Origin of the sequence: Chitinophaga sp. 180180018-3 (assembly GCF_037893185.1) — a bacterium.
Classification (GTDB): Bacteria; Bacteroidota; Bacteroidia; order Chitinophagales; family Chitinophagaceae; genus Chitinophaga.
On sequence record NZ_CP140772.1, the window covers coordinates 390,380 to 403,718 of the forward strand.

Below are 13,339 nucleotides of genomic sequence, written 5' to 3' on the forward strand. Positions count from 1 at the left end.
AAAAATACATATATAATTTTTTTGATTTTCTGGACTCTTGTCTTGCTGTTACCTGATCAATGTGATATTTCCTTTTAATAGATTTACACCGCCTTTGTCGCAGACGACCTCTACATAATAGACAAACACGTCCGGATTAAGGAGCTCGCCCTTGAAACGGCCATCCCAGCCGGCGGAGGGATCGTTGGTGCTGGCTCCGGCCCGTTCAAATACCAGCTGCCCCCAGCGATTGAAGACCCTAAATACCCGGATGGTTTGCCGTCCCTGGCCGCGGACATAGAATATATCGTTTTGCCCGTCGCCGTTAGGAGAGAAACTATTAGGGATAAAAAGGTTTTCGTTGCTGCATACCAGTTTGATCGACACTGCGCTGGTAGCAGAACAGCCAAAACGGTTGACAACCTTTACGTGGTAAGTGATATCGTCAGTAGGCGTTGCTGTAGGGGCCAGGCAGGAAATACAGCTAAGCCCTGTCACCGGCGTCCATTGCACATTTATAATATCATCACTACCTTTTACCGGCAGCGGAATAACAGACCCGGTGGCGGTAACGATATCCGGGCCGGCGTTCACCGTAGGCGCATCTCTGACGTAAACCCGCGCCAGCACCGTATCTGTAAAACAGGTACTGTTGTTATATCCGACCACCTGGTAAGTAATATTACCATCCGGAGAGGCTATAGGATCAGGTATATCGGACTTGTTGAGGCCACGGGCGGGGATCCACTGATAACGCAGTGCGCCGCCTGCCAGCAGCTGAACACTTTCTCCTGCACACATTTCAGCATCTAGGGCATATATCCTGAACGGTTGTGCCACGCTGACGGGGATCTCTCCATTATTCGTACACCCGTACTCGTTAGTTGCCAGTACATGATACACGGTGTCAACGTCGGGCTTTACCTGGGGTGATGTGGCTGAGGGATCCGAGATGTTGTAGTTAGTCCAGGCAACTTTAACGTTGGCAGTCGTATTGGCCTGCAACTGCAGTGTAGCGCCGCGGCATATAGCGGCAGATACTGGCGATGGATTTAAAACCGGGGATGGATTCACGACAATATTTGTGTTGGCAGTGGCCGGGCAGGAGCCATCGGCATTGGTGATCCGCAAGGTGGCCGGAATAGAACCAGGATTGTTTAATGTAATGGAAGGAGGTACCTGCTGATCAAAAGTTTTGTCAGTACCTACCTGCCATTGCCATTTGGCGGCAGGTACATTATTCTTGTCGCGCCCAACCAGTTGCACGGTTCCGGATACACAGAATGGTGTTACCGGTTGTATTTCAGGAGCAGCCTGATACGGAATCACCACCGGCAGCGTTTTTTCATCCTTGCAGCCATAGGCGCTCGTGACGGCGAGGGTAACATTGGTGTTCCCGGGCTGCGGATAGTTGAATGCGCCATTCAGTGTAGCAGCTGTATTGGCAGGGTTGCCGGGCATACCGAAATTCCAGGCATTGGTGAAATCCAATGCCAGCGAGTCTTTGGTAAGTGTCTTACTCTTGTTGGTAAAGGTAACCAGTCCTCCGCCACATACCTGGAAATCGTTAGAGGAAAAATCCGCCGTGGCTTTATCTACAATGATCTTGTCGTTACCCTGTGCTTTTACAACGCAGCCCTGATTATCCTGCAGGGATACACGCGGATAATAGATCCCTGCTCTTGCATAGGTATGTGCAGGCGAAACCGGCGTAGTAGTTACCAATACTGTACCGTCATCGAAATCCCACATATAGCTGTCTGTTTTAACAGACGTGGCCGTAATGCTGATATTCATTGGGGCACATCCTTCCGTAGGTGTGCTCTTCATAGAACCGTCGGGCCCTTTAATGGTGATAGGTAACGTAGTGGTGTTTGAACAACCTCCATCAGCATATACCGTGAGCATCACATTATACGTTCTGGCGCGTGCATAGATATGCACATCCGGGTTTATCTTGGAAGAGGTGCCATTGTCGCCGAAATCCCAGCTGGCACTGGTGAAGCCTGTAGAGGTATTGGTAAATAATACTTTTACCGGCGGACATAAATCAAGATCCGTAGGAATAGTAAAGGATGCTTTAGGATCAGGCACCGTGATAACATTAGATTGTATGATTTCATCGGTGCATCCTGCCGGAGTTGTTACTTTCAACTTTACACTATACTGCCCGGCCGCCGTATAAATCTTTACAGGCCTTGCCCCTGAACCGGTGATGTTGTCCCCGAAATCCCAGGCGTAATCCTGAATCGTACCCTGCGATTGGTCTACGAATGTGAATGATTTGTTTAAACAGGCATATGGCGACGGTACCATAAACCCTGCTTTTACTTTTTCGAGGCTGATGACTTTTTTAGCCGTAGCAGTGCAGGTAAATTTATCTGTAACCGTCAATGAAACCGTATAGTCGTTTGCGTTGGTATAAGTGTGTTTAATTCCAACCGGAGAAGTGTTATAGGTTTCTACAGCACTTTGATCACCAAAATCCCATTTCCAGTTCACCAGTTGGTTGCCGGTATTGGCACTGGATTTATCATTAAAGGTGAATACTTCATTTTTACATCTCTTGCCAGAAAAATCAAAATCAGGTGAAGGTCCGTTTACATCGATGCTGATGGCCGGCGCATTTTTTGTACAGCCATTTTTATCGATAATGGAAAGCCCGATGGTGTAAGTGCCTGCCTGATTGTACTGATGTGTAATCCCCTGGGCCGGGTCAAAATTGTATGCCGGAATACTTTGTATGGCTCCCCCATCTCCCCAATCCCACCGGTATTCATTGACGTTATTGTTATTCAATGGCTGTAGGGAAATGTGGATATTCTCGCCCTTGCATATACGGGGTTTATCAGGCACGGTCACCGGTTTTTCGTCGATGATATTGACAGACAGATCATATACAGATGTGCAGACGCCATTATCGATGGTCAGTTTTACCTGTTTGATACCTGTAGTCGTATAGGTGAAATCCGGATGCTGATCTGTAGAAGTGGCGCCGTTTTCACCGAATTCCCAGAACCATTTTTTTACCGTTACGCTGGCGGCGCCAAAATCGGAATTGTCCGTAAACTTACGATGATAGGGATTGGTGCAGTCCGGCGTGGTAGTGAAATTCGCGATGGGAGGAATAATCTGAATATAATTTCTCTTGATCAGCTGTACGCGGCAACCGTTGTTATTTACTTCCAGTATTACATCATGGCTGCCTGTTTGATGGAAAGTGTGTTTGGGATTCTCTTCCGTGCTGTTACTCTGGTCCTGTACAAAAGTCCATATCCAGGAAGTGCCAGGCGGCTTAGACAGGTTGGTGAATTGTATAGGATCTTTGGCACAGGATTTCAACGGCGTGGCCGTGAAATCTACCACTGGTGGTATACCTGCATTTATAAGCGTATTGCCGCTGGCAGTGCAGCCTGAAGCAGTTGTAACCGTCAGGCTCACGATAAAGGTACCCTGCTGTGTAAAAGTATGACCTGGTCTGGCTGCTGTGGAAGTAGTTCCATCACCGAAGTTCCAGGCATAGCTGACAATCGGATCGGTAATATCGAGTGTTGCGTAGAAATCGACCGGTAGTGGTACACATCCTTCCATTGTGCTGCGGTAGATACTCAGATTGGGTTTCACGATATTGATATAACCTGCTCTGCTGACGGTTTGGCTGCAACCGAGTGTATTCGTTACCGTAAGACCAATAGTATAGCTGCCTTCTTTGACATAAGTATGGGATGGGTTTTCCAGGGTGGAGCTGCTGCCATCGCCAAAGGTCCACGACCATGAATTGGCAGCAGACGATTGTGCACTGAACTGTGTAGTGAAAGGAACATTACAGGCATTCACCGGTGAAGCCACAGGAGCGGCCTGCGGAGTAGGGTTAATGTGAACGGTTTGCTGTATTTCTTCCGTGCAGCTGCCCAGAATTGCCTGCATTTTGACGATGTAATCACCAGGCTGGCTGAACTGTTTCACCGCAGTGGCGCCGTTCAGTACGCTGCCATCCGGGAAGGCCCATATTACCTGATCCGGTGCCGGCGTAGTGGTACTGGTAAAGGTCACGTTCTGCCCGGCGCAGGGGTTTGAAAAAGTAAAGGATGGCTTCACCTGTTCTATAACGATATAATCGGTTTTGATAAGCGGATTAGCGCAACCTCCGCTGGTGGCGGCGGTGAGTTTTACCGTATACCGGCCTTCTTTTGTGTAGGTATGCTGCGGGAGCTGGCCGGTACTGCCGTCGCCATAATCCCAGGTATAGGTCACCGGATCGGAAGAAGGATTCACCGTAGTATTGTAGAAATTGACCGTAAGCGGCACGCTGCAACTTTGTGTTTTATCGGCGGTAAAAGCCGGAACCGGCGCGCTTTGTACTTTAACCGGCATCGGTTCGCCAGAGCTGGAGCATTTCATGGAATTAGTGACAATACTGATCACATTGAAAGTTCCCGGTTGTGTAAATGTATGGGTAGCGTTGGCACCACTGGCTCCGCCTCCATCGCCAAAGTCCCAGGTAATACTGCTGATGGTGCCATCGCCAGGCGTAGATTGATCCGTGAATGTTGCCATAAATGGTGCGCATCCTCCGGTGGCCGATGCCTTAAATGCCACAACAGGTTTATTGTAAACCTGTATATCCACCTGTTTAACGATGACGTTATTGGCAGCGTAGGTAGCAGTTAGCTTTACGTGATAAATACCCGGATTCTGAAATGTTTTGGAAGGAGTAAGGTCGTTGAGAACATTGGCGCCCAGTCCGAAGTCCCATTCCACCTGTTGATAACCGGGATCGAGACTGGCGGTGAAATTGACCAGAAAAGGAGGACAACCTGCTGTTTTGTCGGCTTTCACCGACACTGATTGTGCAGCGGCAGTGAAAACTGTTGCCAGCAGAGGCATCAGGCAGCAAAAGATATGTCGGACAACATTCCCGGGATATTTAAACAGGCTTTTCATGGCATAAGTAGACTGTAAAGTCGATTCATAGGTATTCCGGATATAAAAATAACAATAATGTTTGGAAAAGAGATGCTTTTATCTATGTGGCTGAATGGCTGTACCTTAGCATAAAAAGGCAACCCAAAAATGAACACGCAGTACTGGAACAACAGATATATAAAAGGAGAAACCGGTTGGGATATGGGGCAGGTGTCGCCGCCATTAAAGGCGTATATCGACCAGCTATATAACCGTGATATCCGGATACTCATACCCGGTGGCGGAAACAGTTACGAGGCAATGTACCTGGCCGGTCATGCTTTCAGTGATGTAACAGTGTTGGATATTGCTCCTACGTTGGTGGAGCGCCTGAGGGAAACGTTTAGCCGTACCCGTGTGAAAATATTAGAGGAAGATTTTTTTGCACATACGGGTGTCTATGACCTGATATTGGAACAAACTTTCTTTTGTGCAATAGATCCTTCATTAAGAACTGATTATGTAAAACATATGTATTCGCTGATCAGGCCCGGAGGGCATCTGGTGGGGGTATTGTTCGATCGTAATTTTTCTCACGCCGGGCCTCCCTATGGAGGAACAGAGGAGGAGTACAGGAAATTGTTTGAAGATGATTTTGAATTTAAAACATTACAGCCCTGTTATAATTCGCACCCTGCAAGACAGGGAAGCGAGTTGTTTATTAATTTTATACCGAAAATGAAAAAAATATGCAACGACTTTTTTTAGCGCTGGCTTTGTTGTTATCCGGATCTTCGTTGATGGCACAGCAGAAACAGGCAGTAGATGCACCGGAATTTGATGCAGATATCCGTCAACCCGGTGTACAGGTATTTGATGTACGTACCGCCGGAGAATTTAAAACAGGGCATTTACCACATGCTTTGCAGGCGGATTATACAAAGAAAGAAGAGTTCATGGACCGGGTGCAGTATCTCGACAAAAAGAAAACGGTGTATATCTACTGTCTGAGTGGAGGCCGTAGCAGTGCTGCCGCCAAATGGATGAGGGAAAATGGCTTCGGGGATGTAGTGGAATTGCAGGGTGGAATTAACGCCTGGAAACAGGCAGGTAAACCGGTAGAAGGTGCCGTTGTATCCGGTTCGCAAATGAGTGTGGCTGATTTTAATCAATCTGTGAATGTAAAGGAATTGGTACTGGTAGATGTAGGTGCTGTATGGTGCCCGCCCTGCCGTCAGATGGAACCGGTACTGGAAAGTTTCTTTAAGAAACACCAGGAAGTAAAGAAAGTATTTGTAGATGGCGGAAAGGATCAGGATGTCATGAAATCCATCAAAGCTGAAAAATTGCCTACGTTCATCTTTTATAAAAATGGAAAAGAGATAGGGAGAAAGCAGGGTGTAATGAAGCAGGAAGAGTTGGAGAAAGCCATTGGAGTCAGGAATTAATAATAAATAATTAAGAAATAACAGGAAGACCTTAGCGATTGGTATCATCAATTGCTAAGGTCTTCCTGTTATTTCTTAATTCTCATTCTACACGTTATATTTCTTCTCGGCATACGCCAGAAAATTTCCGAATGCCAGCGGTTGACCGGTTACTTTTTTACACAGCTCGTTAGAGGTATAGAACCTGCCATACGGATGTATATTAGTGCGTAACCATTCCAGGAGCGACTGATAGTTGCCGCTCGCTATGCTTTTATCGAGATCGGGAATTTGTTGTTGTGCAGCGGCAAAGAACTGAGCTGCATAGAAACTACCCAGGGAATAAGTGGGGAAATAGCCGAAGCTGCCATGCGACCAGTGGATATCCTGTAACACACCCTGTACGTCGTCAGGTACCGTTACGTGCAGGTATTGACGGTAGTAGTCGTTCCAGGTATGTTTCAGGTCTTTTACATCGATGCTGCCGTCGATCAGTCCCTTTTCAATTTCATACCGGATCATGATATGGAAGTGATAGGTCAGTTCATCCGCTTCGGTACGGATGAGAGACGGTTGCACCTTGTTGATAGCCAGGTAAAAGTCGTTCAGGGAAACAGTATTCAGGTTCTCAGGAAACAGTTGCTGAAGACGGGGATAGTGATGCTGCCAGAAAGCGAGACTTCTTCCTACATTATTTTCCCATAAACGTGATTGTGATTCATGTATACCAAGGCTGGTAGCTTCGCCGCAGGGAAGGCCGTACTGATCTGGTGGGAGGCCCTGCTCATAGAGGGCGTGGCCGCCTTCGTGAATACAACTCCAAGTCATATTGCCGAAGTCGTTTTCATCGATGCGGGTAGTTACCCTGACATCGAACGGATTGAAGCTGGTTGTAAAAGGATGTTCGGAAACGTCTTGTCGGCCTGCCTGCATATCATAGCCCATATTTTTCAGGAGAGAAATGCCGAAGTTCCATTGCGTGTCGCGGTTGTAGAAGTGATGCAGGAATTCTTTATTCACTTCGGGCCGGGCCTCGATTTTTGCCAGCAGCGGCGACAACGCAGTCTTTACTTCGTTGAAAATTGTATCCAGCATGGAGGTGGTGGCACCTTTCTCGTATTCATTCAGGAGGGCATTGTAAGGATGCCCCTCGTAACCGAGCAGTGCAGCCTCCTGTTTCTTCAACGAAATCATTTTTGACAGTGCGGGAGCAAAAAGCGTATAGTCGTTGGCTTTACGTGCCTTTATCCAGGCATGATAGCATTCGTTGGTAACAGTCGACATTTCTGCAACGAAAGAAGCGGGATATTTTTTATTCTTTTCCACATCTTCCGCAGAAAGCTCAATATTTTTCAGTTCGGTTGGAGTCAGCTCTTTACTACCTTTGAGTGCCTGGAGCACATTATCGAGCTCAGGTGCCGTGAACAGTTCATGGGCGATCGTGCTGAGGGTGGTGATTTGCTGGCCCCTGAACCTGGCGCCCTTTTCCGGAAGATAAGTTTCCTGATCCCAGCCCAGAACAGCCAGGGCGTTCCTCACATCTGCAATTTTCTGCATCCGGGATCTGTAATCATCATATAGTTCGGTGGATTTACTTTCGGGCATAAAAAATTTTTTTTGCAAATTTAGCTGTTGCCCTTAATTTTTGCACTTATGAAAGTAAAAGAGATCATACAGGTCATTGAGCAGTATGCTCCGTTACAATTCCAGGAAAGCTATGATAATGCGGGGCTTATATTTGGCCGTGCAGACCAGGAAGTAACCAACGCGCTGATTACGCTGGATGCGACAGAGGAAGTGATTGATGAGGCGATAGCCAAGGGTTGTAACCTGGTAATAGCGCATCATCCGATCGTTTTCGGCGGGCTGAAGAAGATTAATGGGAATAATTATGTGGAAAGGGTGGCGATCAAGGCGATCAGGCATGATATAGCAGTATATGCAGCCCATACCAACCTGGATAACGTTCAGAACGGGGTATGTGCCGAAATGGCGGTCCGTCTGGGACTGGAGCAGTCCAGGGTATTGCAGCCCAAGCGCGGCCTGCTGAAGAAGTTATATACATTTGTGCCGGTGGCCGACGCAGAAAAGGTAAGATCAGCGCTGTTTGCGGCCGGTGCAGGGCATATCGGGAATTACAGTGAATGCAGCTTCAATGCGGCAGGGGAAGGCACATTTAAAGGGGGAGCAGGAACGGACCCGTATGTAGGTACCCCCGGAGAACGACATTTTGAGGGAGAAATAAAGTTGGAAGTGATTTTTCCGGTATATTTGGAAGGCAAAATTTTACAGGCGCTGCTGGGTAGCCATCCTTATGAAGAGGTGGCCTATGATGTGATAAGCCTGGACAATGCCTGGCAGCAGGTAGGTTCGGGGCTGGTAGGGATGTTACCGGAAGAGATGGACGAGATGCAGTTCTTACAGCATGTGAAGCAGCAGTTCAAGGCGGGTTGTGTGAAATATACGGCACTGAGAGGGCGGCCGGTGAAAAAAGTGGCCCTGTGTGGAGGGGCAGGTAGTTTCCTGCTGAAGCAGGCGATAGCAGCCGGAGCAGATGCGTATATTTCCTCAGATTTTAAATATCATGAATTTTTTGATGCTGATAATCAATTGATTATTGCAGATATAGGACATTTTGAGAGTGAGCAGTTTACAGTGGAATTATTTTATCATATATTGACTGAAAAATTCCGTAATTTTGCGCCTCTTAAATCTACGATTAAAACAAACCCGGTAAATTATTTATAATACATGGCAACCGTAAAAGAATTCTCTGTTGAAGAAAAATTAGCATCTGTACTCAGATTGCAAAAGATTGATTCCAAACTGGATGGAATCCAGGTGTTGAAGGGGGAGTTGCCGATGGAGGTAAAAGACCTGGAAGATGAGATCGAAGGGTTAAATACACGGCAGGCTCACATTGAGAATGAGGTGAAAGGTATACAGGACTTCGTTGCCAGCAAGAAAAACGCCATTAAAGAGGCGGAAGCGCTGATCAAGAAGTACGAGAAGCAGCAGGACAATGTGAAGAATAACCGCGAGTTTGAAGCCATCACCAAAGAGGTGGAAATGCAGAACCTGGAGATCAAGCTGGCTGAGAAGCATATCAGGGACGCTAACGACGAGATTAAGGAGAAGAGCCGTGTTGTGGAAATGGCCAGAAAGGCGATAGGTGACAAAGAAGCAAACCTGAAGCATAAAAAAGGAGAACTGGAGAAGATTATAGCGGAAACTGACAAGGAAGAAAAAGCTTACCGCAAAGAGAGTGAAGAGGCAAAAACCAAGGTAGATCCCCGTTTACTGCAGGCTTACGAGAAAATCCGTAAGAACTACCGTAACGGTCTGGCTGTGGTAACAGTGGAGCGTGACTCCTGCGGCGGATGTTTCAATGCTATCCCTCCTCAGCGTCAGGCAGAGATCCGTCAGCACAAAAAGATCATCGTTTGTGAGCACTGCGGCCGTATCCTGGTAGATAACGACCTGGAAGCAACAGTGACTATCTGATTCTAAACAGATCATAAGAAATTAAAAGGGCGTCTTACCAGATGCCCTTTTTTATTACCATATGTGCATAAAAAAATATACTAATGAATTTAGTTTTGATTTACTAAATATATTAGTTTTGTGTCCATTGCCGGTGCGCAGGTACTTTGCGTAGTAAGGCATTTATTTTGTGGCAGGGAATTGGATGCAATAACGCAACTTTAAAAAATGTGAATTGTTATTTGGGAATTGAAAGATGTTATGAGAGATTTGGCCTTTAATTCTGGAATTTTTCCCCGTATGCGTATTATTTTTTCTTTGCTGTTATTGTTGAGTATAGGTTTTAACGTTAGTGCCAGGCAGAAAGTTTATGATTTTAATACCCGCTGTGAACAGGCTTATGATGCCATCATGCAGTTGAGGCTGAATACTGGACGGGCTTTGCTGGAGGCAGAGAAAAAGGATAATCCGGATAACCTGGTGCCTTATTTCCTTGAAAACTATGCGGATTTTTTCCCGCTCTTTTTCAATGAAGACCCTGCCGAATATTCGAAGAAAAGGGGCCTTAGGTCCTTCAGGCTTAGTAAAATGGAAGAGGGATCGCCGGATTCTCCATATTACCTGTACACACAAGCCGCTATTAAATTCCAGTGGGCATTGATCAAAATAAAGTTTGATGAGAAGTGGGACGCTACCTGGGAGATACGTAAGGCTTATATGATATTAAAGGAAAACCAGCGGAGGTTCCCCGATTTTGTACCCAATAACCTGTTATTGGGGGCCATGCAAACAGTTTTTGGAACCATACCGGAGGGATTCAGGTGGATCACAAACATACTCGGGCTTAAAGGTAGTCTGAAAGATGGAATGGCCAATGTAAACAAGTTCATTGAGAGCAATGCACCGGAAGCCAGATTTTTTAGAGAGGAGTCTTACTACTACTATTGCTACCTGATGCTGTTCATCGTGAATAAGCCCGAAGAAACCTGGGAGTTCCTGCAACGTAAACAGCTCGACACAAAGAATAACTACCTCTTTGCCTTGATGGTGGCTAACCTGGCACTTAATAATCAGAAAGCAGCGGTTGGCCTGAAGGTGCTTACGGAAAGAAATGATACCGGAGAATATGCTGACATTCAGTATTACAACTACGTAATGGGCTTACTGAAGCTAACCCGGCTGGATACGGATGCACATGTATACCTGGAGCGGTTTGTCAATGAGTTTAAGGGTAAGTTCTATGTAAAGGAATGTCTGCAACGATTAAGCTGGTATTACTATCTGGAGGGAAACCAGGCTGCAGCTGACAAGTACAGGGCTATGATCCTTACTAAAGGAGGAGTGGAAACAGATGCCGACAAACAGGCATTAAAAGAAGCCAAGGCGGGTAAATGGCCTAACCCCTTCCTGCTGAGGGCAAGATTACTCAGTGATGGAGGATATGTCAGCAAGGCGCTTTCCCTGTTACAGACAAAGAAGGCCGCTGATTTTCCGGCAATGGAAGATAAGCTGGAATACGCCTACCGGCTGGGGCGCGTATATGACGAAAGTGGGCAGGATGATCAGGCGATTGCCATGTACGAGGTAACGATCAAGGTAGGGACTAACCGGCCGGAGTATTATGCTGCCAGAGCATCTCTGCAAATGGGCTATATTTATGAAAAAAGACATGATAAAGCAAAGGCACTGGAATGCTATCAGCGCTGTCTGAGTATGAAAGGCCATGATTATAAGAATTCCCTTGACCAGCGTGCCAAAGCGGGCATACAGCGGGTGAACGGAACCTGAGCTTTTAACATCACCAAGGAATTACCTTACTTATGTTACAGCGATTAACCATTAAGAATTACGCTATTATTGATCAACTGGAGGTTGATTTTTCCGGAAACCTGAACGTAATTACCGGAGAAACCGGAGCGGGTAAATCCATCCTGCTGGGAGCCCTGTCCCTTATCCTGGGAGAACGTGCGGATCCCGGTGTTTTGTTCGATAAAACAGGTAAGTGTATCATAGAAGGTTTTTTTAAAGTAAAGAAATCCCAGGTTGCCGCCTTTTTCCAGGAACATGAACTCGACCTGGAAGATCAGCTGATCATTAGAAGGGAAATCAGCGCTACGGGCAAATCGAGAGCCTTTGTGAATGATACGCCGGTGAATATCTCGCAACTGGCGGAACTAAGCAGTTACCTGGTAGATCTTCACCAGCAGTTCGATACCCTCGCGCTGGCCAATGCGGATTTTCAGCGGGAAGTGATAGATGCACTGGTGAATAAACCCACTGAACTGCAACAGTATCACCAGGAGTTTGTTCAGTATACTCAGATACAGAAGAAATATAAGCAACTGCTGGATAGCAGAGATAACGCCAATAAAGAGCTGGACTATAACCGTTTCCTGCTGGACGAGCTGACGGAGGCTGGTTTTAGTCCCAATGAGATCGAAGAACTGGACGCGGAGCTGCAAACCCTCAGCCATGCTGAAGAAATCAGGAATACCCTGAACCGGGTTTATTTTCAGTTGAAAGAAGATGAACAACCGATACTCCAGCAATTGAAACAGATGCAGTCATCCCTGCAATCCCTGTCTGCTTTTCATAAAGACATTCCCGGTTTGTCTGAACGCCTGTTATCGACCTATCTGGAATTACAGGATCTGGCCGGTGAAGTGGAGCATATCAGTGATCAGGTACAATACGACCCTCAGCGGATTGAAATAGTGAATGAACGAATGACGCTGGGATACAGGCTTTTCAAAAAACATAGCGTACAAACCACTGCGGAGCTGCTTGCCATCAAAGACGCCCTGAGCGTAAAAGTAGCTGATGTATTAAACCTGGATGGGCAACTGGCGGAACTGGAGCAGGAGCAACTACGGCTAAAAAGCGCCCTCCTCGCCGCCGCCGCGGTGATCACGGCCCGGCGCAAGGAACAGGCCGAACCCTTCTGCAAACAGGTAAATGCATTACTGGCGCAGGTAGGGATGCCCAACGCCCGGCTGAGAGCAGACATCATAGAAGGCGAATTGAACCCGTATGGACAGGATACGATTGAATTCCTGTTTGATGCCAATAAAAGCAACCATTTTGCGCCTGTAGGGAAAGTAGCCTCCGGGGGAGAGCTGAGCCGCCTGATGCTGTGCATTAAGTCGCTGGTAGCTAAATCGGTGGCCCTTCCCACCCTTATATTCGATGAAATTGACACCGGTATCTCCGGGGAAGCCGCCCGTCAGGTAGGAATTATCCTGAAAGGATTGGCCAAATCTCATCAGATCATCTGCATCACCCACCAGCCACAGATCGCCGGGAAGGCGGATGCCCACTATTTTGTATATAAAAATGCCAAAGCCGACAAGGTAACAACCAGCGTACGCCTGTTGAATGATGAAGAGCGGATCAACAAGATCGCGCAGATGCTTAGTGGCGAAAAGCCCACAGCCGCCGCACTGGAAAATGCCCGGGAAATGGTAGGAAACTAGCTACTGACCGCCGGTCGCCGGCTGCTGATAGCTGGTAGCTTTTTTTTTCAACTATATCTGCTATTTTTGCCG

8 protein-coding genes are annotated in these 13,339 nt (G+C 47.0%); 6 read left to right on the plus strand and 2 right to left on the minus strand.

Annotated elements, in window-relative coordinates:
• Positions 1 to 48: 48 nt before the first annotated feature.
• Entirely contained in the window at positions 49 to 4,923 is a 4,875-nt protein-coding gene (locus UNH61_RS01605; RefSeq protein WP_326990357.1) for a PKD domain-containing protein, read from the minus strand.
• A gap of 129 nt (positions 4,924 to 5,052) precedes the next feature.
• Between UNH61_RS01605 and UNH61_RS01610 the strand changes: the two genes are divergently transcribed.
• Both UNH61_RS01610 and UNH61_RS01615 read left to right on the plus strand, forming a co-directional pair.
• Positions 5,053 to 5,652 (plus strand): methyltransferase domain-containing protein, encoded by a 600-nt coding sequence (locus tag UNH61_RS01610; RefSeq protein ID WP_326990358.1) that lies wholly within the window; start codon positions 5,053 to 5,055, stop codon positions 5,650 to 5,652.
• Positions 5,634 to 6,332, plus strand: a complete 699-nt coding sequence (locus UNH61_RS01615) for a thioredoxin domain-containing protein (RefSeq protein ID WP_326990359.1) — start codon at positions 5,634 to 5,636, stop codon at positions 6,330 to 6,332. The genes UNH61_RS01610 and UNH61_RS01615 overlap by 19 nt, the downstream gene beginning before the upstream one ends.
• Before the next feature lie 87 nt (positions 6,333 to 6,419).
• Here the strand turns inward: UNH61_RS01615 and UNH61_RS01620 are convergent, their stop codons facing one another.
• The gene (locus UNH61_RS01620) at positions 6,420 to 7,916 is read right to left on the minus strand and encodes a carboxypeptidase M32 (RefSeq protein WP_326990360.1); all 1,497 of its coding nucleotides are present in this window, start codon (positions 7,914 to 7,916) and stop codon (positions 6,420 to 6,422) included.
• Between the two features lie 48 nt (positions 7,917 to 7,964).
• Between UNH61_RS01620 and UNH61_RS01625 the strand changes: the two genes are divergently transcribed.
• The 4 genes from UNH61_RS01625 to recN all read left to right on the plus strand — a co-directional run bounded on the left by UNH61_RS01625 (position 7,965) and on the right by recN (position 13,267).
• A complete protein-coding gene (locus tag UNH61_RS01625; protein WP_326990361.1) occupies positions 7,965 to 9,059 on the plus strand; it encodes a Nif3-like dinuclear metal center hexameric protein in 1,095 nt (364 codons plus the stop codon).
• Between the two features lie 3 nt (positions 9,060 to 9,062).
• A complete protein-coding gene (locus UNH61_RS01630; RefSeq protein ID WP_326990362.1) occupies positions 9,063 to 9,815 on the plus strand; it encodes a C4-type zinc ribbon domain-containing protein in 753 nt (250 codons plus the stop codon).
• Positions 9,816 to 10,094: 279 nt separating this feature from the next.
• Positions 10,095 to 11,582 (plus strand): hypothetical protein, encoded by a 1,488-nt coding sequence (locus tag UNH61_RS01635; protein WP_326990363.1) that lies wholly within the window; start codon positions 10,095 to 10,097, stop codon positions 11,580 to 11,582.
• Positions 11,583 to 11,614: 32 nt separating this feature from the next.
• A complete protein-coding gene (gene recN / locus UNH61_RS01640) occupies positions 11,615 to 13,267 on the plus strand; it encodes a DNA repair protein RecN (protein WP_326990364.1) in 1,653 nt (550 codons plus the stop codon).
• The last annotated feature ends 72 nt before the right edge of the window (positions 13,268 to 13,339 follow it).